Source organism: Halomonas sp. DP4Y7-1 (assembly GCF_019800705.1).
Classification (GTDB): domain Bacteria; phylum Pseudomonadota; class Gammaproteobacteria; order Pseudomonadales; family Halomonadaceae; genus Halomonas; species Halomonas litopenaei_A.
Window position 1 is genome coordinate 117936 of the sequence record NZ_JAHVKS010000007.1, and the last position, 23908, is coordinate 141843.

The window sequence follows — 23908 nt, forward strand, 5'->3', positions numbered from 1 at the left end:
GACTCCATCAGACCGCCGCTACGACAGCAGCGTAGGGTCTGGACACCTGTATGGCAGTCGCCGTGCACCGGTCAGCGTACGGCAACGCAAGCGAGTTGAGGCGCCGCAGGTGCGGCGCCCGATGTCACCGAAGCGCAGTGCGCCACTATTGGGTGGCGGCCTGACCACCGGGACGGGCGATGCCCAGCTCCTCAGGCGAGGTCTCGACGCTGCCTGCCTCGAACATTGACCAGGCGGTGACTGACTGCCAGTTGCTCAGGTACTGTTCGGCCTCGTCGCCGGTGAGGTTCAGAGGTTCGGCACCGAAGTTCGCCAGAAAGGTCTGGAAATCGTCATTGGCCACGGCCTGCTGGTAAGCGTCCTCGAGGATGGCCTTCACATCGTCCGGGGTTTCTTCGCGCACAAATACCCCCCAGAACGGTCCCCAGGGCAGGAAGCTGTCGATCTCGGGGAGGGCATTGGTGATCGGCGGTACGCCAGGCAGCGAATCGATTTCCTCGCTGGTCACGACGGCCAGTCCCTTCAGCTTGCCACTGCGAATCTGTTCGCCAGCGGCGGCCAGACTCAGGGGCATGAAGTCGATATGGTCGCCGAGCATGGCGGTGATGCCAGGGCCGTCGCCACCGAAGGTCACGGTGCGCACATCCAGCTCATCCACCGCATTGATCATGGCGTAGACCGTGCTGGGCAGGCCGCCGGCACCGGTACCGCCCATGCGCAGCTCACCCGGATGCTCCTTGGCATGGGTCATCAAGTCGGCGAAGGTATCGAAGGGGCTGTCGGCCGGCGCTGCAATCACCACCAGTCCCTGACCGATGATGTTGACGGTATGCATATCGGCGTAGCTGAAGTCGGCCAGACCCATCAGCGGATAAAGCTGCGGATTCTCGGCACCGTAGAGCAGGTTGTAGCCGTCCGGGCGCTGGGTCATGACGTAATTCATGCCAATGACTCCGGTACCGCCAGGACGATTGGTCAGCACCACGCTGGCGTCCAGCACTTCCTCTACATGGGGGGTCAGGCTGCGTGCCACGTTGTCGGTGGCGCCACCGGCTCCCCACTGGATGGTGCCGGTCAGGTTGCGCTCCGGGTAGTCCGCCTGGGCACCGCTGGTGGCGGCAAGGGTGCCAAGGGTGATGGCGAGTGTCAGGGTCTTCAGTGCAGGGGTAGGCATGGTGTCCTCCAGTCTTGTTTGTTGGCGGCGTGCTATCGCCCGAGCTATGACATTCGAGCGACGGCATTCCGCCTGGCCCTGTCGGCGCTTGCTGCTTCTGGTTGTCTTACTTGGGCCCAGGGTAAATGTGAGTCATGGTGCTCGATGATGCGCGGCGTTTCGTACCGTGATTTCATACTGTTCGTTCGCATCACGAACCAAAGTCCTTTATGCGAACACTAGGAGCAGTCTCGAAGAGAGTCAATGCACCTGGCGCGCATCTACGACCATGGTGGAAGGAGTGGAACGGTGGAATGGTGTCTGAAGCAAGGGGAGGCCGACCAAAGCATAAGACGCCAGTACGTCGCTGAGGTTGACCAAACGCTGGCAGAAACGGCTAGTGCGTCCCCAGGAGCAGGCGGCATGACGGAAATGGTGGGCCTCTCGACAGCGGCGGACGGGGCTGGGGCTTGAAAGGGGAAAGGGGGTTGCAACTTAGACCTTTGATGTAGTCGATAGGCTTGCCAAAGGGGAGTCGCCTTCGTGCATAATGCGAACACAAGATCGCTATGCGAACTTTTCGCGAGATTAAGGCGTTGCTCATCACCCTGGGTGTCAGAAGTGTCGGACGTCTGGATAGCCCGTCATTCGGGAAAGCCAGCGTCTCGAGCAGGTCGGTCTCACGGAGAAGTTCCTGGTGAACCCCGAGATTTGTCAACGCGCCGTCTTGGTCTAAGGGGGCGCCCCGGAGGACAGCATGCGTGCCATTGCCACGGTATGTCTCAGCGGTGACCTTCGCTCCAAGCTGGAAGCCATTGCCCGTGCCGGTTTCGCCGGCGTCGAGATTTTCGAGAACGATCTGATTTCCTTCGATGGCTCGCCGGCCGAGGTGCGCCAGCTATGCCAGCGCCTGGGGCTTACCATCGTGGCGTTCCAGCCATTCCGTGACTTTGAAGGCATGCCGGAGCCCGCGCGCTCGCGCAATCTGCAGCGGGCTGAACGCAAGTTTGATGTGATGGAGGAGCTGGGCACCGACTTCATGCTGGTGTGCTCCAACGTCTCGCCCCAGTCGCTGCCTGACCACGAGCGTATCGTCGCTGACCTGCGGGAGCTGGCGGATCGCGCCGAGGCAAGAGGATTACGCATCGGCTACGAGGCGCTGGCCTGGGGCCGCCACGTGTCCGACTATCGCGATGCCTGGGAGCTGGTGCGCCAGGCCGACCATCCGGCGCTGGGCATCGTGCTGGACAGCTTTCATATCCTGTCGCGGGGCCATGATCCCGCCGATATCGCCAATATTCCGCGGGACAAGATCTTCTTTGTGCAGGTGGCGGACGCACCCTTGCTGGACATGGATGTGCTGCAGTGGAGCCGGCATTTTCGCTGCTTTCCGGGCCAAGGACGTCTACCCCTGGCGGCCTTTATGCAGGCGCTGGCCAAGACCGGCTACGACGGGCCGCTGTCTCACGAGATCTTCTCGGATGCTTTCCGTGCCGCGCCCACCGATGTCACCGCCATGGATGGCATGCGCTCGCTGATCTACCTGGAGAACCTGGTGCCAGAGGGCCCCTGGGCGAGCGATATTCCTGCGTCCAGCGGCTATCAGGGGGTGCACTTCATCGAATTTACCCTGGACGAGGATAGCGCCGCGCCATTGGGCGAGTTCATCGGTGCCCTGGGGTTTCGCCACGTGGGTCGCCATCGCTCCAAGAATGTCGAGCTGTGGAAGCAAGGTGACATCCATCTGGTGCTGAATTTCGAGACGGACAGTTTTGCTCATACGTTCCGCCTGCTGCATGGCACCTCGGTCTGCGCTGTGGGTTTTCGTGTGGCGGACGTGGGGCAGGCGCTGGATCGGGCCAAGGCGTTCAAGGCGCCGCTGTATCGCGGCCAGGTCGGAGAAGGGGAGATGGAAATACCGGCCCTGCGCGGCGTCGAGGGTAGCCTGATCTATCTGGTGGATGAGCAGGCCGCGCTGGACCGTCAATGGCAGACGGACTTTGAGTTGTTCGATCAGGACAGCCGGGACGAGGCGGGGCTTGTGCGCATCGATCACCTCTCCTACGTCTTGCCAGCCCCGCAATTGCTGGGATGGCAGCTCTATTACCACACCGTGCTCGGGTTCGAGGCCGATACCGAGAACGAGATTGTCGACCCCCACGGCATGATGGTCTCTCAAGCCGTCAACAGCCCGGATGGCAGCATTCGTGTGCCACTGACGGTATCCCAGGCCCAGGGCACTCTGCCGGGGCGTTTTTTGAGCGAGTTTCGTGGCGGCGTGCAGCAGATCGCCTTCGCCAGTCACGACATTCTGGCAAGTGTCGATGAACTCAAGGCGCGGGGGCTGCCGCTGTTGCGCATTCCCCCCAACTACTACGACGACCTGGAAACCCGCTTCGACCTGGAGCCTGAGTTTGTCGAGGCGCTGCGTAGCCGCAATATCCTGTTCGATCGCAACGACGGCGGCGACTTCCTCCACGCCTATACCGACACCTTTGCCGGCCGCTTCTTCTTCGAGATTGTCGAGCGTCGCGATGACTACCAGCGCTACGGTGAGGCCAACGCCGGAGTGCGGTTGGCGGCGCAGTCTGCCCAGGCATAAGCCAGGGCGAATTGTCAGCAGCCCAGCTCAGCCCAAACCAGCTCATCGCGCTTGATGTGCTACCCACGTGTCACGTACCCGCTATCGGCTCTCCGCCCCTGAGGAGTGAATATCATGAAGTTAGGCCTTATCGGCAAGGGTATCGCCAACTCCAGTTCGCCGGACCTGCATGCCCGGCTGGGGTCGCTGGCCGGTATCGACTTAAGCTACGACCTGTTTGATGTTGATGCGCGGCCGATCACCTCCCTGGAGGACAAGGTAAGGGCGCTGATCGACGAAGGATATCGGGGCGTCAACGTGACCTACCCGTTCAAGGAACAGGCGTTGGCGCTGGCCGATGACGTAAGCGTTGGCGCTCGCCGCGTCGGGGCGACCAACACCCTGGTTTTCGAAGGCGGTCGTATCGTTGCCGACAACACCGACTTTTCGGGTTTCATGAGCGGCTATCGGGCGACCCTGGGGGAGCGCCCTCCTGGGCGGGTGCTGCTGGTCGGTACCGGAGGCGTCGGCAAGGCCGCGGCCTTTGCGGTGGCCGAGCTCGGCGCAACGGAAGTGTGGCTGGCTGATCTGGACGCCGCCCGTGCCGAGGCGTTGGCCGGCGAACTTCGCCATGCTGGCTTCACCGCGCAGGCGGTAGAAGCAGCGACGCTAGGCGAGCAGGCGCCGCAGTGTGATGGCTTGATCAACTGCACCCCCATCGGCCACGAGAAGAGTCCGGGCTGTCCGCTGGACCCTTCAGTGCTGCGCCCCCACCACTGGATCTTTGATGCCGTCTACGTGCCGGCAGTCACCGAGTTTGTCGCCGCTGCCAGGCAGGCCGGTGCCGGAGTGATGAGTGGCGTCAGCCTGTTCGTGTTCCAGGGCGTGGACGCCTTCAAGCGGTTCTGTGAGGATGAGCATCAGCGTGCTGCCGCCGATGAGCAAGCCGCATCCCTGTTCGCCCACTACCGGCGAGAACTGTTGAAGGAGAATCTCTAATGAGTGGCAAGGTGCTGGTTCTGCATGGTCCCAATCTCAACCTGTTGGGCACCCGTGAGCCCGATATCTATGGTCACGAAACCCTGGCGGACATCGACAATGGGCTGCGCGAGCATGCGCTGCTCGCGGGATGGGAGCTGAGTAGCCGGCAGAGCAATCATGAAGGCGAGCTGATCGACGCCATTCATGCCGCTCGCGTGGATGGCACGGTGGCCATCATCATCAATCCTGCCGCCTTCACCCACACCTCGGTGGCCATCCTGGATGCACTGAACGCCTTCGACGGCAGCGTGATCGAGGTCCACCTGTCCAACGTGCATAAGCGCGAGAGCTTCCGTCACCACTCCTACGTGTCGTTGCGGGCCGACGGCGTTATCGCGGGGCTCGGCAGCCAAGGCTATCACGCCGCCCTGGAGGCGCTGATCAAGAAGGGCTGATCAAGAAGGGCTGATCAAGAAGGGCTGACGTGTCTCCAGGTCATGGCGAATGACCACCCGTAAAAAACAGGAATGGCGTTCCAAAATTTCTGGCGTTTGACTATCCTCCTGGCGAATGGGCCTTTTACGCGGGTGTGCTGTCCCGTGGTCATGAAAGGCGTTGCAGATAACGTTGGCAGAGAGGAAACGGTGATGGCCGGTGTCATGGAACGCACCCTGGGAATACTGGAGTTGCTTGCCAAGGAGGCCGCAGGGCTTCCCCTGGCAGCCATAGCCGAACGCCTTGGTATGCCCAAGAGCGCAGCACACCGCCTGCTGCACGACCTCATGCGCTATGGCTATGTGCGTCAGGCCAGGGAGCAGGGTGACTATCTGCTGACCACTCGGCTGACCTCATTGGGCCTCGGCTTTCTCAGCGCGTCGGGTATTGTCGATGCCGCCCAGCCATTGCTCGATCGTCTGGCACACAGCAGTGGCGAACTGGTGCGTCTTTCGGTGGTGGATGGCAACAGCTTGACCTGGGTCGCCAAGGCCCAGGGCGCGCGGGGAGGCCTGCGCTATGACCCGGACATGGGCGCGGTGGCTCGGCTGTCCTGCAGCGCCTCGGGGCTTGCCTGGCTCAGCACGCTGAGTGATGAGCAGGCGCTGGGCCTGGTGGAGGAACAGGGCTTCGGTCAGCCAGAGGACTACGGTCCCAATGCCGTGACCACCGCCCAGGGCCTGCTCGAGGCCCTGGCACTGACCCGGCAGCAAGGCATCGCCACGGTCATGGAGACCTTTGCGCCCGGCATGCACGCCATGGCAGCCCCGATCCTGCGCAGTGGACGTTGTGCCAGCGGTGTCATCAGTATCGCGGGTCCCGGCTTCCGCTTGACCCAGGAGCACATGCACTCCCTCCGCGAGCCGCTGCTGGACGTGGCGGAGGAGCTGGCAGCGTCGACGGCGGCATCAGGCATCCTCCGCGGAGCGAGCTGCTGACGCTCAACGACGGCCGCGATAGCGACGCCATCATGAACCGGATAGCGTGCCACCCAGCGACTCGATAGCGACCCGAGCACCTCCCACAACAACACCCTGACACTCACAAGGATAATGATATGGAGAATGGCAAGGAGAACAGCATGCGACCTCTACGTATCGGTGTGATGGGGGCCGGCATCATCGGCCGTGAACACGTGGCGTTGGTACAGGCGTCGGCAGACGCTACCTTGGCGGCTATCGCCGATGTGACGGACGCTGGTCGTGCCTTCGCCGACGGATTGGGCGTGCCCTGCTTTACCGACTACCTCCAGATGCTCGATCAGGTCGAGCTCGATGCGGTGATTGTGGCGCTGCCCAATGCCCTGCACGTGGAGGCCGGCCTGGCCTGTATCGAGCGGGGGCTGCCGACGCTGATGGAGAAGCCGATTGCCGACTCTCTGGCGGGAGGGCTGCGGCTGGCCGACGCCAGCGAGGCGGCGGGGGTGCCCATGCTGGTGGGCCATCACCGTCGCCACAGTCCCGACATGGTCGAATCGTTACGGGCCATCCAGGCGGGAGAACTGGGTCAGCTGGTCACCGTCAGCGGGATGTGGCTGTGCCGCAAGGACGAGCCCTATTTCGATCAGGCATGGCGGCGGGAAGCGGGTGGCGGTCCCATCCTGATCAACCTGATTCATGAGATCGACTGCCTGCGTTTTCTGTGCGGTGAGATCGAGAGCGTGCAGGCGGTGACCGCCAACAAGGCGCGGGGCTTCGAGGTGGAAGACAGCTTTGCGCTCATCCTGTCATTTGCCAACGGCATGATTGGCTCCTTTGTCGGCAGTGACGCGGTGCCCTCACCCTATATCTGGGACGTCGCTTCTGGTCAGTCCCCCAACTTTCTGCATGAGCCGGGTGATTGCTACGTGATTGGCGGCACCCGCGGTAGCCTCAGCGTGCCGGGCATGGCGCTGTGGCGTCATGCCGGCCAAGGTCACTGGCGTGAGCCGCTGATGCGAGAGCGTCTGCAGCCTCCGCGCAGCCACTGCTATCCCGAGCAGCTGCGTCACTTCATCGCCGTGGTGAGAAAAGAGGCCGAGCCGCGTGTCAGCGCAAGGGAAGGGGCGATGACCCTGGCCGCGACTCTGGCGGTGGACAAGGCCGCTCGCCAGGGCGGCCGGGTGCTGGTCAGCGAGATGCTGACGTCGTGACGCCGCTGTCGTGACGTGGATCGCGACATGAATGGCGGCGCACTGGCTCAGCTACTTTTCCTCCGACTGGTGGCCAGGACGATGCCGCCAACGGTAATCAGGGCAGCGCCGATCCAGGTTTCGGGGCGGGGAACATCGCCAAAGAAGACGAAGCCGAACAGCGCCGCCCAGATGATCTGCAGATAGAGAAAGGGCGACACCAGCGAGGCGGGCGCGTAGCGCATGGCCAGGATCAGACTGAGCTGGCTGGCCGCCCCCATCAGTCCGACAAACACAAACAGCGGCAGGTGGACAGGATCCACCGGTGACCAGAAGCCGGGGACCACCAGCGAGCTGACCACCGCCCCGGCCAGGCCCGCGTAGAACAGCGATGTCAGCGGATGATCGGCTCGCCCGAAGCGCCGAGTCGTCAGCTGGTACAGGGCGAAGCACAGAGTCATGCCGAAGGGCAGCATGATGGCGGGGTTGGCTCTCCAGTCCAGCGGCCCCACGCAGATCACTACCCCGATGAAGCCGATGATGATGGCCAGCCACTGGGGACCGCTGACGCGTTCCTTGAGCAGCGGAATCGCCATCAGCGTGACCAGCAGCGGAGAGCTGAAGTTCACCACATAGACCTGCAGCAGCGGCAGGCTGCGAAAGGCCAGGTAGGCGAAGGTGCTGGCGCCCAGCAGCAACAGCCCCCGCAGGCACTGACCGCGCAGCGAGGTCGTCTTGAGCATGGCCATGCCTGGCCCACGTCCCAGCCACAGGAAGTAGCCCACCAGTACCAGCACATGGCCAACGTAGCGCGCCCACACCACCTGCACCGGTGAATAGTCCTGAGCCAGGGTTTTTACTCCGGTATCCAGCATCGTGAACAGCAGGCCCGCCGCCAGCATGAAGCCTATTCCCTTCAACGGCCGGTCCCGGTTGAGCGCCTCTGGCGGTGTCAGTACAGCGGTGTCTGGGGCAGCAACGGCGTCCTGGCCGTCCGACCTCGGCGCAGCAGGTGAAGACGACGAAGGTGAAGAGGATGAGGGAGACGAAGGAGAAGAAGGCGGTGTCGGAGAGGGCGGCATAGGACTCCAAAAGAGTGTTGGTCAACGAAATGCGGGCCGCGTGGCCTCGGAAAACACTGCATACATGCCTGCGCCCTCGATTCGCTGCGTTGCGCGCTGCTCGAACGCCTCACCTATACCGCATAGGCTCCGGGTTCTGTGCGGCGCGCGCCTTGCTCCTCATGCCGCTCGGCTGATGCCTTCAGCGCTTCCCTGATGGTGGATGAAATATAGCAGGCTAAGCGACCGCCTGCGTCGTCCAGCTCACATCATGTTTCCTCTGACTGTCCCTGTGACCGTGCCAGGACCGCCATCGCCGTGTCATGGGCCCTGCGGGCGCGCTCGAGTGCTGGTACTCCTTGGCGCTGCAGGGCTGGCGTTGGCACTTCGATGCTAAGCGGAAGGTCATCTGCCAGCTGGCGTAACAGCCCCGACAGATTGGCCTGGCCCTCGCCGGGAAAGGCGCGCTCCTCCCTTGCCTGGCGAAGGATGTCCTGCATGCACTCATGGACTGGCCCTGGCACATCACAGAGCTGGGCATAGCGCATCCAGTCAGGTGGGACCGTGGCCAGCTGCTCAAGCGTGCTGCGGGATCGGTCGAAGTGAAAGGCATCCACCAACAGGCAGGCATTGGCATGCTGTCGGCGGACCTGGGCCACGATATGACGGGCTTCTGTCAGGTTCCTGACCGCCGTCCATGGCATGAACTCCAGGTGCGGGAACATTCCTGCCGGAGCGGCCAGCTCACACAGCTCGGCAAAGTTGTCGATCAGTCGATCCGGTGTATCGTCATTGCCGGCCACGAGAATATCGCTGGCACCGAGTTCTGCTGCCACCTCGATAAAGCGCTCGACGTCCTGTTTCACTCGCGTTGTCGGCGTCAGCCGCAGGATCTCGACATCGCCAACCTGAATACCGGTCTCCTTGAGCCGCTGCTTGGTGGCTCGCAGCAGCCCTGGGTCCGTGAGAATGGGGTGGCTGAGCTCTTCCGGCGTGGCCGGAATCAAGCGCAGTCCTGCTCGGTCAAAGCCCGCACGAGCCGCTGTTTCCACCATCTCGGGAGGCGACAGGTCGAGTACGGTCAACGCCGCCAGCGACAGCGGGCGGCGATGGTTCGGTGAAGAGATCTCTTTGTGCATGTGGGGCCTCAACATGTGGACTGGCAAGACGGGAAGGAAAGCGAGGGGCTGACGACAAGGAAGCGACCATAGACGGGGCGAAGGAAGGCGTGGCGACAACCGGTCAGCATCAGAGTCACTGACGCGCGGCGTGACGACCGGCGATATAGCCAAAGGTCATGGCCGGACCAAGGTTGATGCCTCCGGCCGGGTAGAAGCCTCCCATGATGCTGGCCATATCGGTGCCCGCCACGTACAGCCCCGGGATGGGCTGGTTGTCGCGATCAAGGACGCGAGCATGCGGGTCGGCCTTGAGCCCTGCGAAGGTGCCGAAGCAGCCGGGGAGCACCTTGACCGCGTAGTAGGGACCTCGCTCGATAGGGGCAACGCAGGGGTTGGGGGTGACCGCAGGATCGCCCTGCTTGCGATTGTAGGGCGTGGTGCCGCGCTGGAAGCCTGGATCCTCACCCCGTCGTGCGGCCGCGTTGTAGCGGGCCAAGGTGTCGACCAGGCCATCGCTGTCGATCCCGCAGGCCTGGGCCAGGGCCTGCGGGGTGTCGCCGCAGGCGAGATAGCCCCTGGAGATCCAGTGGCGCATCGGTAGCGGGAAGGGGCGGCTGATACCCAGCCCGTAGCGTCGTTGAAAGCGATGATCGCAGATCAGCCACGAGCATACCTCTTCACCTTCCGGCACCGACTTGAGCATGGCATCGACGTAGTCGTAGTAGCCCCCCGCCTCATTGACGAAACGCTGGCCATTGGCCAGGACGCCGATGACGCCTGGCTTGCCGCGATCGATGATATGAGGGAAGTGGCCGGTACTGCCATCCGGCCAGGGCACCAGTGATACCGGAGCCCAGGCCACAGGGCTGTGCAGGCTGGTGTCCACCTGCCCGCCCATGGATTCACCCAGCGACAGGCCATCACCGCTGGCACTTGTCGGAGGCAGCGGCCAGTGTTCCCTGCCGCTGGGAGTGCGCGGAAACAGCGCCTTGCGCCGCTCGGTGTGCCAGGCAAATCCGCCTGCCGCCAACACAATGCCGCGGCGAGCCTGGAGCGTCACCAGGCCATCCGGTGTATCGATCTCGACAGCGGCCACTCTGTCATTGTGTCGCAGCAGGCGGCGAGCCGCTGAAGACGTCCAGCACTCCACGCCCAGATCGTCGGCGGACTTGACCAGGCGTGCGATCAGGGCGACGCCGTTGACCAGTTGCATGGCCCGGCCATGGCGAGCGAGATCCATGCCGTGGCGCACCAGGCGTTTGGCCACGTGAACAAATGCCGTCAACGAGCAGGTGGCTGACAAGAACGCGGACAGGTCTGAGCCGGCCTGAATGGGCATACCGGCAAGGGCGGTTTCGCGCATGGTGGTGCGCAGCTTCGCCAGGGTGGCCGGCGCCAGCTGTCTGGCGTCAAAAGGGGCGGCGATGAGCGAGCGACCGCCGGTGCCCGCACCAGGTGACGCAGCGTGAATGTCGGGAATCGTGTTACCCGCTTCGAAGGTCAGCGCGGTCTGCTCGTGAAAGAACCTGGCCATCTCGGGGGCTGCGTCGAGAAAGGCGTCGATGCGGGCTCCGTCGAAGTGGTCACCCAGTTCATGCTCCAGATAGCGTCTTACCGTCTCACGGGATTCGTTGATGCCCGCCGCCTGGGCCAGATGATGGCGGGGCACCCACATCCAGCCCCCTGACCAGGCGCTGGCTCCACCCATGACGGCGGATTTTTCCAGCACCACCACAGACAGGCCCTCGTGGGCTGCGGTGACGGCCGCGCTGAGTCCGGCGGCACCAGAGCCGATGACAACAAGATCCACCTGTCGTGTAAGGGAGGCGTTGGGCATAAGAGGACCTGTAGGGAAGAGATTCGGGCGTGAATACTGGCGTCGTCAGTAGCGAAGCCAGTGGTGAAGGTAAGTGACGCAGGTAAGTGGCTTAGATAAGTGGCTTAGATAAGTGACGTAGAGAGAAAGCGTGAAAACCTGAACAGCGTTCCACAAATAAAATAGAACGTCGTTCAAGTTTTTTCAATGGGTCGGTTGCCCGCTCGATAGGTGGCACTAGTCAGCGCATACGACGAGAGCAGGCAAGGACAGCAGGCAAGAGCGGCAGAAAGGCGGGACAGCACAGCAGCCGTGAGCCGGATAAGGTGGCGGCTCCCGAAATGACCCTAGAAGGTCATCATTCCGCTGTGCCCCAGTCCCCAGATCACCAGGCTCAGGGTAACGAAACTGGCCACGGTACTGGCCATCAGGGCGGCCGCCCCGACCCCTTCCATGCCAAAGCGCTGGGCGATCAAGGGATAGATGCTGATCATCGGGCAGGCGGCGAAGATCATGGCGCCGGCAAACAGGTGGGGTGGCAGCGGTCCCGTCACCGTCTCCAGGGCCAGCAGCAGGCCCAGCACCAGCAGCGGGTGCAGCAACAGCTTGCCTGCCATGATCTGCCCCATGTCCTTGAGCATGCCGCGAATCTTCAAGCCATACAGGGTGCCGCCGATGACGAACAGCGCGGCGGGCCCGGCGGCCCCTGCCAGCAGCTCGATGGTCCGTGTGAGGGTGTCGGGCAGGCGAAACCCGCTGGCCGCGATGGCAAGGCCTGCCGTCAGCGAGATCAGGATCGGATTGCGGGTAAGGCGCTGACAGGTCTGACGCAAGGCAGCGCCCGCCTTGGCATCCGCCTGCTGGCCGATTTCCGCCAGTACCAGCGCGCCGGGGATGACCAGCAGCACCTCGACCATCATGGTATGCACCAGGATGACACCCGCCGCCGCCTGGCCCAGCGCCAGAGCCGCGATGGGGTAAGCGATAAAGCCACTGTTGGAGGCCGACATGCCCAGCGCCTGGATGGCACGCTCCGTGGAGGTCTTGCGGCGGCGATTGCGCGGCAGCCACAGGCACGCCACAAAGGTGGCTACCGAGCCCAGTGCGTAGGCAAGCAGCAGCGGCAGGCTGATGACCTCTCCCAGGGAATTGCGTGTGAGCGCGCCGACAATCAGCGCCGGCAGCGCGGCGTACAGCACAAAGTTGGCGACGCCGGACAGCTGGACCGGCGATACCAGGTTCCAGCGCCTGGCCAAGAAGCCCACGCCAATCAGCAGAAAGATCGGCGTGGTAATGGAGAGTATGGCGAGCATTCAGGCCTCCCTGCCGGCGTCAGCTCAAGCGTGGTCGAACAGGTGGCGAGATCAGCTGACGTTGGCGCGGATCTGGCGTGCCTTCTCCTGCAGTAGCGGAAGGTAGCGCTCAAGCAGCGTGTCATGGTCGACCCGAGCGGCATTGGTGCTGATGTTGATGGCGCCGATCAGCTCACCGTGGGCATCGTAGGCGGGCACTGCCAGGGAGCGCAGGCCGGAATCGAGCTCCTGGTCCACGATCGCATAGCCCAGCTCGCGGGCGCTTAGGATGGCTGCCTTCAACGCGCTGCGGTCGGTGATGGTCGTGTCGGTGAAGGGTTCCAGGGTGACGCGCTCGACAAAGGCGTCCAGCGCCTGGTCATCGAGTTGGGCCAGCAGCATCCGCCCCATCGAGGTGTAGGCGGCCGGCAGCCGAGTGCCCACGGCCAGCGTAATCGCCATCAGTCGCTGGCGCGAGGCCGAGCGGGCGACATAGGTGACCTCGTCGCCGTCCAGTACGCCAAGCGATGAGGATTCACCGCTCTCGGCGGTGATGTCCTCGAGCACCTGTTGAATCAGGTGACGATAATTGTTGGCGGACAGGAAGGCATAGCCAAGCTGCAGCACCCTGGGGGCCAGTTCAAAATGGCGCTGGTCCTTGCGCACATAGCCGAGTGCATGCAACGTCAGCAGGAAGCGTCGGGCACGGGCGCGGTTCATGCTGGTACGTGCAGCCACCTCGCTCAGCGTCATGCGTGGGTGGGCCTCATCAAAGGCCAGAATGACATCGAGGCCGCTGGCGAGAGCGGTGACAAAGTCGCGATCGTCCGGGCTCAGGGCGGCGTCCGTCGGTGCCGTATCCATCGAGGTGTCCTTTCGGAAAGATAAAGCGTGGATGATACCAGTGCGGCAATGGTCTGAGGGCGTGTCGACACACCGCTTAGCGAGTGTCGGACCTCCCGTCCATGTGGTTAACCTAGCATATATGTTCGACTTGCGAACACTTGTACGACTATTGGCGAGGCGGCATGATTCAGATATCCCCGTTCACCCGCCTAGCACCGCAAGAGGAAACGCCATGACTTCCGCCCTGCTAAGCCACCCCTGCATGAGCCAAGAGGCGCTCAAGAACTGTCGTGATGCGGACTTTATCGCCTCAATGCTGGCCTTCGAGCTGGCCCTGGTGCGCGCACAGGAGCGTATCGGGGCAGTGCCGCCCGGTACCGCCGCAGACATGGCCGAGCGGCTGGAGCATCACGCGTTCGATGTGGCCGAACTGGCCCGTGGTGTTGCCAGTGGCGGTAATCCGGCCATTCCCTTCGTCAAGGCAGGCCGTGGCGCGCTGCCGGTTCATCTCAAGCGTTACTGGCACCAGGGGGCCACCAGTCAGGATGTGGTGGACTCGGCCTTGATGTATCTGCTGACACCTCGTCTGGGGGCCATCGATGGACTGCTTGAGCGATGCCGGACCGCAGGCATGGCGTTGATGCAGGCACATGCCGATACGCCCATGGTCGGTCGTACGCTGATGCAGCAAGCCTTGCCGATCACCTTTGGCGCCAAGGTAGCCCAGTGGACGGTGGGGCTCGAACAAGCCAGGCGACGGCTGGGTGAGGTGGCGGATCAAGGGCTGCCGGTACAGTTTGGCGGTGCGGTAGGCGTGCACTCGGGATGGGGCGATGAAGGCATGGCCCTGATGCAGGCGATAGCCGAGGAGCTGGGGCTGAGCTGCCCGATATTGCCCTGGCACACCAATCGCCAGCCGATCCATGCCCTGCAGACGGCCCTGGACGCCGTGGCCGGGGCGGTGGAGAACCTGGCGCTCGACGTCTCCCTGCTGACCCAGACCGAGGTTGGTGAAGTCAGTGAACCCAGCGCCCCCGGCATGGGTGAGTCTTCGTCGATGCCGCACAAGCGTAACCCGGTGCGCTGTGCGCTGATACGCTCGGCGGCTCGTCGGCTGCATGGACACACCAGCGTGGTGCTGGGCGCCGTGGCGCAGCCGCTGGAGCGTGGACTGGGAGAGTGGCATGCCGAGTGGGTGCCCCTGACGGAATCGGTGCTGCTGGTGGAGGGCGCCCTGGAGCAGGCGGCGGTGCTGCTCGAAGGCCTGGAGGTCCACCCCGAGCGCATGGCGGCCAACCTGGCGGTGACCGGGGGCGCAATCATGGCCGAGCCGGTGGCGCGTCTGCTGACCCCGTCCCTGGGGCCTGAGCGCGCCAAGGCGCTGGCGGCAGACGCCGCCGAACAGGCCAGGCAGCAGGGGCGCCGTTACGCTGACGTGCTGGTGTCGCTGGTGCAGGAAGGTGGTGACGCGGTAAACAGCGACGCTGGCGCCAGCACCGCTGCCAGCAGCCATGCCAGCCCTCATGACAGCACACTGCCCAGTGCCGAAGCGATACGAGCAGCCACCGATCCTGCCTTATACATTGGTAGCAGCAAACACCAGGTCCGTGCCGCGCTTGAGTGGCTGCAGCGCTGATAACCCTCTGAAGCAAAAGACAACCCCCAGTAAAGGCGAGCGCAGAGTCGATCTGCGCTCGCCTTTTTTGCATTTGACGATCGAGGGATTCGACAGTAGGTTTGTTCGTATAACAAACCTACGTTCACATAGCGAACAAAAAGGATGCGTGGTCCAGGCAACAGCGTCCTGGGCTATTCATCAAGAGCTCAGCATCAAGAGCTCAACATCAAGAGCACAGCATTCAGCACACCCCTCCAGAACACACATGAGGCAATCCACATGGCCGAGATCTTGAGCCTGAGTGATGCGGTGAAGCGCTACGTCGAGGATGGCGCCACCGTTGCCATGGAAGGCTTTACCCATCTGATCCCGTTTGCCGCCGGGCATGAAGTCATTCGCCAGCGCAAGCGTGATCTCACCTTGATCCGCATGACTCCGGACCTGGTCTACGATCAGCTGATCGGTGCGGGTTGCGTCAAGAAGGTGATCTTTTCCTGGGGGGGCAACCCCGGCGTGGGGTCGCTGCACCGACTGCGCGATGCGGTGGAAAAGGGCTGGCCCCATCAGATCGAGATTCTCGAGCATAGCCATGCGGCCATGGCCTGCGCCTTCGAAGCAGGGGCCGCAGGACTGCCGCTGGCGGTGTTGCGAGGCTATGTGGGCAGCGAGCTGCCCAACGTCAACGAGCAGATCAAGTTTATCGAGTGTCCCTTTACCGGTGAGCGCCTGGCCGCCGTTCCGTCGGTACGCCCGGATGTGTCCATCGTGCATGCCCAGAAGGCGGATCGGGCCGGCAATGTGCTGGTCGAGGGCATCATCGGCGTGCAGAAGGAAGCGGTACTGGCGGCCAAGCACGCCATCGTCACCGTCGAGGAGATCGTCGACGACCTGGGGGCGCACCCCAATGCCTGCGTGATCCCTGGCTGGGCCATCGACGCCATCGCCGTGGCGGAAAAGGGCTCGCTGCCGTCCTACGCCCACGGTTACTACCCCCGGGACAACCGCTTCTACAAGGAGTGGGACGCCATTGCACGGGACCGGGATGCCTTTACCCGGTGGATCGACGACAACATCATCCAGACAGGGGGGCACGCCTGATGAACACCGCTACCGACTACACCTCCGCCGAGATGATGACGGTCACCGCCGCCCGCGCGCTGGAGAACGGCATGACCTGCTTTGTCGGCATTGGTCTGCCCTCCGAAGCCGCCAATCTGGCGCGCCTGACCCACGCTCCCGAGGTAGTGCTGATCTACGAATCCGGCACCCTGCAGACCAAGCCCGATGTGCTGCCGCTGTCGATTGGCGATGGTGAGCTGTGTGAGTCGGCGCTGACCACCGTGTCCGTGCCCGAGATGTTTCGCTACTGGCTGCAGGGCGGCAAGGTCAGCGTCGGCTTTCTGGGGACGGCGCAGATCGATCGCTACGCCAACCTCAATACCACGCTGATCGGTGACTACACCGCGCCCAAGGTACGCCTGCCGGGCGGTGGCGGGGCGCCGGAAATCGCCACCAACGCCGGTGAGGTGTTCATCACCTTGAAGCATTCGCCACGCGCCTTCGTGCGCGATGTGGACTTCATCACCACCCTGGGCTTCGGCCGTGACGGCAAGGGACGCGATGGCGTGCCCAACATCGGCAAGGGGCCGACTCGGGTGATTACCGACCTGTGCGTGATGAAGCCCGATCCCGTGGATCGCGAGCTTACCGTCGTCTCGCTGCACCCTGGGGTGAGCCGCGAGCAGGTGCAGGAAGCGACGGGCTGGGATATCCGCTTTGCCCCCGAGCTTGCCGCGACGCCCGAGCCCAGCGACCACGAACTGGCGGTGCTGCGCGAACTGAAGGCCCGCACCGAGCGCGCCCATAGCGGCCAGTAAGGGCCCCGGTTTTCCCCTGTTTACGACACGCCCCGCGCCGATGCGTGGGGACAGCAAGGAGTCCGCCATGAGCGACGTCTATCTCTGCCATCCTCGCCGCAGTGCCATTGGCCGCTTCGGCGGCACCCTGTCCAGCGTGCGCCCCGATGATCTGGCGGCCGATATCTTCAAGGCAGTGCTGGCTCAGGCGCCCGATCTTGACCCTGCGGCCATCGAAGAAGTCTTCATGGGCTGCGCCAATCAGGCCGGTGAGGACAATCGCAACGTGGCGCGCATGTCGTCGCTGCTGGCGGGGCTGCCTACCTCGGTACCGGGCACTACCATGAACCGGCTGTGTGGTTCCGGCATGGATGCGGTGGGGACCGCCATGCGTGCGATCAAGGCCGGCGAGATGGACCTGGCCCTGGCCGGTGGCGTCGAGTCCATGTCGCGGGCGCCTTACGTCATGGGCAAGGCGGAAGGGGCGTTCTCCCGCGGACAGACGATCGAGGACACCACCATCGGCTGGCGCTTCATCAATCCACTGATGAAGAAGGTCTACGAGACCCACTCGATGCCGGAAACTGCCGAGAACGTGGCCGAGCAGTTCGCTATCTCGCGGGCCGACCAGGATGCCTTCGCCGTGCGCTCCCAGGAGAAGACCGCACGGGCTCAGCAGCAAGGGCGTTTTGCCCTGGAAATCACGCCTATCGAGATTCCCCGGCGCAAGCAGCCGCCGCTGGTCTTCGACAGCGATGAGCATCCGCGCTCCGGCACCACCCTGGACAAGCTGGCGAGCTTGCCGACACCCTTCAAGCAGGATGGCAGCGTCACCGCCGGCAATGCGTCCGGGGTCAACGATGGCGCCTGTGCCATGCTGGTGGCCAGTCAGGCCGCGGTGGAGCGCCACGGCCTGACGCCCATGGCGCGCATCCTAGGGATGGCCACCGGCGGGGTCGAGCCGCGTATCATGGGCTACGGCCCGGTGCCCGCGGTACGCCGCCTGCTGGCGCGCACCGGGGTAAGTATCGATGAGATCGACGTGATCGAGCTCAACGAAGCCTTCGCCGCTCAGGCGCTGGCCTGCATGCGGGACCTGGGCATTGCCGACGATGACCCCCGGGTCAATCCCAATGGCGGCGCCATCGCCCTGGGACACCCCCTGGGGATGTCCGGTGCGCGGCTATTGATGACCGCCGCCCACGAACTGCATCAGCAGCAAAAGCGCTATGCCCTGTGCACCATGTGTGTCGGTGTGGGGCAGGGGATCGCCACCTTGATCGAGCGCGTTTGATCCCGCCAACGGAGACCGTCATGAGCTTTGCCAAGATCCACCACCGCACCCTGAGCTATCGCCTGCTGGGCAGTGAGGCGCTGCCGTTACTGGTGCTGGCCCATCCGCTGGGCATGAATCAGTCGGTCTGGGATGAGTTGCTGCCGCGCCTGATCTCTCGCTATCGGGTGCTGACCTGGGACCTGCCGGGTCACGGGGCCAGCGGCCCATTGGAGCCCGGCGGCGCGATCACCCCGCAGGACCTGGCGGATGAGCTGCTGGCGCTGCTGGCCGCGGTGGGAATTGCTGACACCACGCGCCTGCATTTCGTCGGCACCTCCATCGGTGGTGTCATTGGCCAGGCGTTGATCGCGCATCATCCCGAGCGACTGGCCTCGGCCAGCCTGACCAATACCGGGGCGCAGATCGGCAATCTCGAACTGTGGTCGACCCGCGCTGGGCGCGTGCGCGCTGAGGGTCTCGCCGCCATGTCCGGCGAGATCGTACCGCGCTGGTTCGCCGCCAGGGCGTTTGAGGCCAACCCGGCGCTGGCGCCAGGCTGGCAGCTGGCCATGGGCCGTGGCGACGATGAGTCCTACGCCCAGCTGTGCGAGATGCTGGGGCAGGCGGATTTCCGGGGCCGCCTCGGTGACGCTGGCCATCGCCATCCAGCGCTAAGGGTCAACCTGCTGGCGGGCAGTGAGGATCTGGCGACGCCTCCCGCCTCGCTGGAGGCCTTGGCCGAACACATCCCCGGTGCTGAGCTGACGTTATTCGATGGCGTCGGCCATGTGCCCTCGGTGGAGGCACCCCAGCGCTTGTGCGACTGGCTGCTCGATGCGCTGGCGCCGGAGCTGGGCGATGTGGCCGAGCACGGTGTTGCCTATTCGGTCGGGATAGAGACACGCAAGCAGGTGCTGGGGGAGGCGCATGTGGCGCGCTCCACCGCCAAGGCCACGTCGCTGGACGCGCCGTTTCAGGAGATGATCACCCGGCTGGCCTGGGGCGAGCTGTGGTCCAATGATGACCTGACGAGGCGCGAGCGCAGCATGATCACCACCGGCATTCTCGCCGCCCTGGGGCGCGAGGAGCTGACCCTGCACTTGAACACCGCCAAGCGCATCGGGCTGAGTGAGGCGGAGTTGCGTCAGGTACTGATGCATGTCGCCATCTACGCTGGCGTACCGGCGGCCAATCACGCCTTTGCCCTGGCCAAGGAACTGGGCTGGGGCGCCTCCGAACGTGAGGACTAGGTACGCAGGGAGGGTATGGCAGGGAGGGTATGGCAGAGAGGGTATGACAGGGATAATCCGCATCTGGGGCACGGTTGTCGCCGCAGGGGAAGAGTGATACATAGCTGTCACACAATGGCAGCGCTGAATGTTCCTGTAGGGAGTGCCGAGTCCTTGCTGTCTGCTTCCCTCTATTCCGTCGTTCACTACATGGCCGAGTGCCCGTGATAGTGGCCTAACGTTTCGGGCCGTTGCTAGACTGGAACGGGGACGGATGCTGGGCAGGAGGGCGCGGCCCGGTGCATGCCCTTATTTGGCGGCAAGAGGTAACTCCTAGATGCGGTTCATGACGTGTGTGGCAGCGTTGCTCGGTGGGCTGATGGCCCACTCGGCGGCGGCCGATTGGCGTTTCACCCAGGCCCACCAGATGTTTGGCGATGCGCCAGCGGCCAAGGTAGAAGATGGCGACGGTCATTCGTTGGCGCTGGTGTGCTTCAATGGGGTGCCCATGGTGTCGGTAGCGGGTTACGCCTCCGGCATGGGTGCAGACCGGCGCAAGCCTCTGGATGTGCTGGTGGATGGCATCGGCTATCGTCTGGAGTCCCGTCATTCGCCCAAGGATGGCGTCTGGTTCGCGCCTTCGCCGGCTCGCCTGACGCGCACTCTGCAGTCAGGCAACGTCGCCGTGATCACTCCCCAGGACACGCTTCCAGCGCGCTTTTCGCTGATGGGGTCTGGCGAGCCCATCGAACGCGTGCTCGCCGCTTGCCAGTGAGTCCTGTCATCCCTCGTCGTTGAGATGGCCAGCGCCCTGATGCCCAAAGTCCTGACGTTTTATGCTCAATCACCGTATCAAACTGCGTCATCTCAACGCCTTTCTTGAGGTCTCTCGGCGCCGCAGCTTTGCGCGGGCTGCCGACTCCCTGGCGATCACCCAGCCGGGCATTTCCAAGGCCATTCGTGAACTCGAGGACATCGTCGGTGCCACGCTGTTCGAGCGTGGCGCCCAGGGCGTCACCCTGACCCAGGCCGGGCTCACCCTGTTAAGGCACGCCGGCCCTGCGCTGAAGGCCCTCGAGGAGGGTGTGGGTGCCCTGGCGGATGCCCATGGTGGCCATGCCTGGTTGAGGATCGGCGCGCTATCCACGGTGGAGTCACGGCTGATGCCCGCGGCTCTCGGCCGTTTCCAGACATCGCCTCACGGCCCCACTACCAGCGTCACGGTGGTCACGGGCGCCAGCGCCTATCTGCTGTCTCGATTGTCACTTGGCGAGCTGGACATGGTGGTCGGACGGATGACAGAAGCCCGCGAGATCCGTGATCTGGCCTTTGAGCATCTCTACTACGAGTCCTTGCGGTTGGTGGTGCGTCCCGGCCATGGGTTGGCCGGACACGCGCTTGAGGATACCGCCCCCCTCGGGGAGTGCCGCTGGGTACTGCCGCCCCAGCAGACGACCCTGCGACAGCAGGTCGACAGCTTCTGTGTGCGTCACGCCATCAGCCTGTCGTTGCCCTGTCTCGAGACCCTGTCGCTGACGCTCAGCCGCCGTTACACCCTGGAGAACGACGCCATCTGGGTGGCGCCCTTCGATGCCGTGGATGACGACCTGCAGGCAGGCCGTCTGGTGGAACTGTCGCTGGCCTTCGAGCATCAGGGGGGATCGGTGGGGCTCTGTACCAACGCGTCAGTGGACACCAGCCTGGCGCTGGATGATTTCGCCGAGTCACTGCGCCAGGCCGCCGCCGAGCGCCAGCACTGAACGATATGTTTGCTAGGTCCTGAGGGCGGTGACTGCACCGCGATCACTGGCCTGATGGCGCCAGCCCGAAGCGCTGATAGAGCTCCTGGGGGGCCTCATGTCGATGCATCTCCGCGATCATCAGCTGGCGCAGGTGTGACTCGATGGTCGGGTCACGAAAGGGTGTGGTCTGACCGGGGTCGCTGGCCAGGTCGTACAGGCAGGTATAGGTCTGGGCAAAGCCTCCGCCCTGCAGCGGTGGGCGCTTGGCATCATCCTTGGCCGTCATCCGCAGCACGGGGGCGCCCTTGGTGAAGTCGAAGCCTCGATACAGCTCGGCGTCGGCCACCTCTGACGGAGTGAACAGGCTGGCGGTGTGCATCGGCATCAAGGTGTATTCGTAAAGAGGCCAGCGTTCCATGTCCCGCGGATACAGGAAGTAGCTGTAGTGGCCATCGGTGGCGTTAAGCGCTCCGCCAAAGATGCCGTACAGGGCCAGCTCGCGCACCTGGTCGGCGCTACCGTCGATCAGTGGCAGCAGTGATTGACCACAGCCATGGGCCGGCGCAGGTAGTTCGAACAGGTCCAGTAGCGTGGCCGACAGGTCAGTGGTCTGGGTCAGCGAGGTGCAATGTGTGCCCCAGCTGTCGGGATGACGAGGATCGTGGATCAGCAAGGGAATGTTGGCGATCTCATTGAAGAAGGGCATCCGGTTCTTGCCCCACCAGCCATGCTCGCCGAGCATGAATCCGTGGTCGGTCGTCAGCACCACGGCGGTGTCCTGCCACATCTCCTGGGCGTCCAGAACATCCAGTAGGCGACCCAGCTCATCGTCGCAAAAGCTCACCAGAGCGCCATAGTTGGCGCGTATTTCCTCGATTTCTTCCGTGGTGGCCTGCTCGGTCGTGCGGTACTGCGGCCAGGTATAGATCGGCCCCTGATAGCGCGTGGGAAAGTGCTCGCGATAGCTGGCTGGCGCGCTGAACGGCTCATGGGGGTCAAAGCATTCCAGGTGAAGAAACCAGTGGTCTTCAGCGCCGTTGGTGGCCAGAAAGGAGAGCGCCGAGTCGACGCACTTGACCACCGGATAATCCTCGCGGGAGCGCAGGGCGGTCTCATTGAGCATGCCCTGGACGCGATGACGGATGCGCTCACCGCCAAACTGTTCGGGGTGGTACTGCTCGCGGAAGCGCTCCAGCGGTGGCTTGACCATGGCGACCCAGGGGTCGCTTTCCTGCCCGCGAATGAAGTCGAAGCTCGAATAGCGATTGTGGTAGGTCGAGCCACCATCTTCGAAGTAGTGATTGTGATCGGTGACCAGGTGGCTATAGACCCCAGCCTGGCCCATGCTGACCGCAAAGGAGTCGTCGAAGATCTCCAGCGGGCCCCAGCTGCGATGCAGGAAATTCAGCCGGCCGGTGTGCATGTCGCGTCGAGCAGGCATGCACGGCATGCTGCCGATGTAGTGGCGATCAAACCGCGTGGATCGTGCTGCCAGACGGTCAAAGTTGGGGGTGGCGATGGCGCCCCCGTAGCAGCCGAGGGCGGAGCGATTGAGAGAGTCAAACAGGACATAGATGACGCGCATGCACGTTTCCTTTGCGGAGACCGGAGTGGGCCCTTGGCCGCTGACGGCTTCAGGCCCGCCCGGTGTCGAGGTAGGTCGTCAAGGTTGGTCGGCAAAGTCGAGAACGCTCTGGGCAAAGCCTTCGGGCCAGTCGCGGCCGTCGAAATCCTCGAGCACCTGGGTACGCACGCTGGCGGCAAAGGCGTCTCGTTCAGCGTCGCTCAGCTCGACGACGGTCAGCCCCTCTTCACGTAGGGCTTCGACGATCTGGGCTTCCTGCTCCTGTGCCAGTTGCGTGGCGTACGCCATGGCCTCCTGGGCGGCTTGCTCCATGGCCTGCTGATCTGCTGGCGACAAGGCCTGGAAGCTGTCGTCATTGATCACCAGGGCCTGCCCGACCAGCTGGTGGTGGGTCAGGATGACGCTGTCCTGCACCTCGTAGAGGCGATTGGCATAGATGGTGGGCAGCGGGTTTTCCTGGCCGTCGGCGACCCCCTGATTGAGCGCCTGAAAAAGCTCCGGAAACGGGATGGGCGTGGGACTGGCACCCAGTCCACGGATCACCGACAGCGACATCGGGTTGGTTACGGCACGCAGTTTCACACCCTGAAACTCCTCCGGAGTACGGGGTATCTGGTCGGCCATGGTTACTTCGCGTGTGCCGAAGTAGTAGTAGGCCAGAATGCGCAGGCCGGCGTCCTCCAGCAGCCGTTGTCGCCACTGCTGGCCGAACTCGGGGGCGTTGAGCAGGGCCTCGAGTCTTTCCCAGTCGTCAAAGAAGTAGCCCGCCATGGTCACCGAGTATTCGGGCACCACATCGGCAAGGATCGGAAACGATGGTTTGCCCAGGTCGATGGCACCGCTGTAGAGCTGGTTGAACAGCTCACGATCATTGCCGAGGTGGCCGCCATCGCTGACCTGGATGGTGACGTTTCCCTCTGAATACTGTTCGGTGAGCTCGGCAAACCGGTGCATTGCCTGGGTCACGGGTTCATCGGGCATGTTGACCAGGGCCAGGCGAAGCTCGCTGCTGGCGCCGGCCGACAGGCTGGCGATGAGACAGCTGGCACCGACAGTGGCGGCCAGGCGGTGTGACCAGGGATGGCGACGAGGCGAAGGTGTCATGGTGAAGTGCTCCCGGTGTCGTTGTTGTCTGGGTGATGGCGA

At 63.7% G+C, this 23908-nt stretch carries 20 protein-coding genes; 12 read left to right on the forward strand and 8 right to left on the reverse strand.

What is annotated here, in order from left to right:
* Window positions 1-145 precede the first annotated feature (145 nt).
* Window positions 146-1174 carry a tripartite tricarboxylate transporter substrate binding protein gene (locus tag KUV72_RS14120; protein ID WP_222238834.1) on the reverse strand — a complete coding sequence of 343 codons (1029 nt, stop codon included), beginning with the start codon at window positions 1172-1174 and terminating at the stop codon, window positions 146-148.
* 736 nt (window positions 1175-1910) lie between these two features.
* Here KUV72_RS14120 and KUV72_RS14125 point away from each other — a divergent pair.
* The 5 genes from KUV72_RS14125 (at window position 1911) to KUV72_RS14145 (ending at window position 7341) form a co-directional block, all read left to right on the forward strand.
* On the forward strand, window positions 1911-3755 hold the full coding sequence (locus KUV72_RS14125; RefSeq protein WP_222238835.1) for a bifunctional sugar phosphate isomerase/epimerase/4-hydroxyphenylpyruvate dioxygenase family protein: 1845 nt from the start codon (window positions 1911-1913) through the stop codon (window positions 3753-3755).
* Window positions 3756-3869: 114 nt separating this feature from the next.
* Complete coding sequence (locus KUV72_RS14130; RefSeq protein ID WP_222238836.1) at window positions 3870-4733, forward strand: shikimate dehydrogenase family protein; 864 nt, start codon at window positions 3870-3872, stop codon at window positions 4731-4733.
* On the forward strand, window positions 4733-5170 hold the full coding sequence (gene aroQ / locus KUV72_RS14135) for a type II 3-dehydroquinate dehydratase (RefSeq protein WP_222238837.1): 438 nt from the start codon (window positions 4733-4735) through the stop codon (window positions 5168-5170). Before KUV72_RS14130 ends, aroQ begins: the two co-directional genes overlap by 1 nt.
* A 192-nt stretch (window positions 5171-5362) precedes the next feature.
* On the forward strand, window positions 5363-6148 hold the full coding sequence (locus tag KUV72_RS14140) for an IclR family transcriptional regulator (RefSeq protein ID WP_222238838.1): 786 nt from the start codon (window positions 5363-5365) through the stop codon (window positions 6146-6148).
* A 143-nt stretch (window positions 6149-6291) separates the two neighbouring features.
* Complete coding sequence (locus tag KUV72_RS14145) at window positions 6292-7341, forward strand: Gfo/Idh/MocA family protein (protein ID WP_222238839.1); 1050 nt, start codon at window positions 6292-6294, stop codon at window positions 7339-7341.
* A gap of 47 nt (window positions 7342-7388) precedes the next feature.
* On the opposite strand, the gene KUV72_RS14150 is transcribed toward KUV72_RS14145, so the two are convergent.
* From KUV72_RS14150 to KUV72_RS14170, 5 genes are all read right to left on the reverse strand, one after another.
* Window positions 7389-8402 carry a DMT family transporter gene (locus KUV72_RS14150; protein WP_222238840.1) on the reverse strand — a complete coding sequence of 338 codons (1014 nt, stop codon included), beginning with the start codon at window positions 8400-8402 and terminating at the stop codon, window positions 7389-7391.
* A gap of 248 nt (window positions 8403-8650) precedes the next feature.
* Window positions 8651-9520: a sugar phosphate isomerase/epimerase family protein gene (locus tag KUV72_RS14155; protein ID WP_222238841.1), complete on the reverse strand. Its 870-nt coding sequence runs from the start codon at window positions 9518-9520 to the stop codon at window positions 8651-8653.
* A 115-nt stretch (window positions 9521-9635) separates the two neighbouring features.
* Window positions 9636-11339 carry an FAD-dependent oxidoreductase gene (locus tag KUV72_RS14160; RefSeq protein WP_222238842.1) on the reverse strand — a complete coding sequence of 568 codons (1704 nt, stop codon included), beginning with the start codon at window positions 11337-11339 and terminating at the stop codon, window positions 9636-9638.
* 326 nt (window positions 11340-11665) lie between these two features.
* Window positions 11666-12631: an AEC family transporter gene (locus KUV72_RS14165; protein ID WP_222238843.1), complete on the reverse strand. Its 966-nt coding sequence runs from the start codon at window positions 12629-12631 to the stop codon at window positions 11666-11668.
* Window positions 12632-12682: 51 nt separating this feature from the next.
* Window positions 12683-13474: an IclR family transcriptional regulator C-terminal domain-containing protein gene (locus KUV72_RS14170; protein ID WP_222163972.1), complete on the reverse strand. Its 792-nt coding sequence runs from the start codon at window positions 13472-13474 to the stop codon at window positions 12683-12685.
* A gap of 214 nt (window positions 13475-13688) precedes the next feature.
* On the opposite strand from KUV72_RS14170, the gene KUV72_RS14175 reads away from it, so the two are divergent.
* The 7 genes from KUV72_RS14175 to pcaQ all read left to right on the forward strand — a co-directional run bounded on the left by KUV72_RS14175 (window position 13689) and on the right by pcaQ (window position 21195).
* Window positions 13689-15092, forward strand: a complete 1404-nt coding sequence (locus tag KUV72_RS14175) for an adenylosuccinate lyase family protein (RefSeq protein ID WP_222238844.1) — start codon at window positions 13689-13691, stop codon at window positions 15090-15092.
* Between the two features lie 261 nt (window positions 15093-15353).
* Window positions 15354-16172 carry a CoA transferase subunit A gene (locus KUV72_RS14180; RefSeq protein ID WP_206940583.1) on the forward strand — a complete coding sequence of 273 codons (819 nt, stop codon included), beginning with the start codon at window positions 15354-15356 and terminating at the stop codon, window positions 16170-16172.
* Complete coding sequence (locus KUV72_RS14185) at window positions 16172-16951, forward strand: CoA-transferase subunit beta (protein WP_206940581.1); 780 nt, start codon at window positions 16172-16174, stop codon at window positions 16949-16951. Before KUV72_RS14180 ends, KUV72_RS14185 begins: the two co-directional genes overlap by 1 nt.
* 67 nt (window positions 16952-17018) lie before the next feature.
* Window positions 17019-18224 (forward strand): 3-oxoadipyl-CoA thiolase, encoded by a 1206-nt coding sequence (gene pcaF, locus KUV72_RS14190; RefSeq protein ID WP_222238845.1) that lies wholly within the window; start codon window positions 17019-17021, stop codon window positions 18222-18224.
* 20 nt (window positions 18225-18244) lie between these two features.
* On the forward strand, window positions 18245-19456 hold the full coding sequence (locus KUV72_RS14195; protein WP_222238846.1) for an alpha/beta fold hydrolase: 1212 nt from the start codon (window positions 18245-18247) through the stop codon (window positions 19454-19456).
* Window positions 19457-19772: 316 nt separating this feature from the next.
* Window positions 19773-20210: a hypothetical protein gene (locus tag KUV72_RS14200; protein ID WP_222163977.1), complete on the forward strand. Its 438-nt coding sequence runs from the start codon at window positions 19773-19775 to the stop codon at window positions 20208-20210.
* Between the two features lie 61 nt (window positions 20211-20271).
* Entirely contained in the window at window positions 20272-21195 is a 924-nt protein-coding gene (gene pcaQ / locus KUV72_RS14205; RefSeq protein WP_222238847.1) for a pca operon transcription factor PcaQ, read from the forward strand.
* Between the two features lie 43 nt (window positions 21196-21238).
* Here pcaQ and KUV72_RS14210 read toward each other — a convergent pair whose 3' ends face one another.
* Both KUV72_RS14210 and KUV72_RS14215 read right to left on the reverse strand, forming a co-directional pair.
* On the reverse strand, window positions 21239-22762 hold the full coding sequence (locus KUV72_RS14210) for a sulfatase-like hydrolase/transferase (RefSeq protein WP_222238848.1): 1524 nt from the start codon (window positions 22760-22762) through the stop codon (window positions 21239-21241).
* A gap of 78 nt (window positions 22763-22840) precedes the next feature.
* On the reverse strand, window positions 22841-23866 hold the full coding sequence (locus KUV72_RS14215; protein ID WP_222238849.1) for a TRAP transporter substrate-binding protein: 1026 nt from the start codon (window positions 23864-23866) through the stop codon (window positions 22841-22843).
* Window positions 23867-23908 lie beyond the last annotated feature (42 nt).

What these genes read in the sequence shown, in the direction of transcription:
- aroQ (WP_222238837.1), top strand. Translation starts at nt 4,733, where the DNA reads ATGAGTGGCAAGGTGCTGGTTCTGCATGGTCCCAATCTCAACCTGTTG.
- pcaF (WP_222238845.1), top strand. Translation starts at nt 17,019, where the DNA reads ATGAGCGACGTCTATCTCTGCCATCCTCGCCGCAGTGCCATTGGCCGC.
- KUV72_RS14150 (WP_222238840.1), bottom strand. Translation starts at nt 8,402, where the DNA reads ATGCCGCCCTCTCCGACACCGCCTTCTTCTCCTTCGTCTCCCTCATCC.
- KUV72_RS14170 (WP_222163972.1), bottom strand. Translation starts at nt 13,474, where the DNA reads ATGGATACGGCACCGACGGACGCCGCCCTGAGCCCGGACGATCGCGAC.
- KUV72_RS14215 (WP_222238849.1), bottom strand. Translation starts at nt 23,866, where the DNA reads ATGACACCTTCGCCTCGTCGCCATCCCTGGTCACACCGCCTGGCCGCC.
- KUV72_RS14130 (WP_222238836.1), top strand. Translation starts at nt 3,870, where the DNA reads ATGAAGTTAGGCCTTATCGGCAAGGGTATCGCCAACTCCAGTTCGCCG.
- KUV72_RS14140 (WP_222238838.1), top strand. Translation starts at nt 5,363, where the DNA reads ATGGCCGGTGTCATGGAACGCACCCTGGGAATACTGGAGTTGCTTGCC.
- KUV72_RS14125 (WP_222238835.1), top strand. Translation starts at nt 1,911, where the DNA reads ATGCGTGCCATTGCCACGGTATGTCTCAGCGGTGACCTTCGCTCCAAG.
- KUV72_RS14155 (WP_222238841.1), bottom strand. Translation starts at nt 9,520, where the DNA reads ATGCACAAAGAGATCTCTTCACCGAACCATCGCCGCCCGCTGTCGCTG.
- pcaQ (WP_222238847.1), top strand. Translation starts at nt 20,272, where the DNA reads ATGCTCAATCACCGTATCAAACTGCGTCATCTCAACGCCTTTCTTGAG.
- KUV72_RS14180 (WP_206940583.1), top strand. Translation starts at nt 15,354, where the DNA reads ATGGCCGAGATCTTGAGCCTGAGTGATGCGGTGAAGCGCTACGTCGAG.
- KUV72_RS14160 (WP_222238842.1), bottom strand. Translation starts at nt 11,339, where the DNA reads ATGCCCAACGCCTCCCTTACACGACAGGTGGATCTTGTTGTCATCGGC.
- KUV72_RS14195 (WP_222238846.1), top strand. Translation starts at nt 18,245, where the DNA reads ATGAGCTTTGCCAAGATCCACCACCGCACCCTGAGCTATCGCCTGCTG.
- KUV72_RS14145 (WP_222238839.1), top strand. Translation starts at nt 6,292, where the DNA reads ATGCGACCTCTACGTATCGGTGTGATGGGGGCCGGCATCATCGGCCGT.
- KUV72_RS14120 (WP_222238834.1), bottom strand. Translation starts at nt 1,174, where the DNA reads ATGCCTACCCCTGCACTGAAGACCCTGACACTCGCCATCACCCTTGGC.
- KUV72_RS14210 (WP_222238848.1), bottom strand. Translation starts at nt 22,762, where the DNA reads ATGCGCGTCATCTATGTCCTGTTTGACTCTCTCAATCGCTCCGCCCTC.
- KUV72_RS14165 (WP_222238843.1), bottom strand. Translation starts at nt 12,631, where the DNA reads ATGCTCGCCATACTCTCCATTACCACGCCGATCTTTCTGCTGATTGGC.
- KUV72_RS14200 (WP_222163977.1), top strand. Translation starts at nt 19,773, where the DNA reads ATGCGGTTCATGACGTGTGTGGCAGCGTTGCTCGGTGGGCTGATGGCC.
- KUV72_RS14175 (WP_222238844.1), top strand. Translation starts at nt 13,689, where the DNA reads ATGACTTCCGCCCTGCTAAGCCACCCCTGCATGAGCCAAGAGGCGCTC.
- KUV72_RS14185 (WP_206940581.1), top strand. Translation starts at nt 16,172, where the DNA reads ATGAACACCGCTACCGACTACACCTCCGCCGAGATGATGACGGTCACC.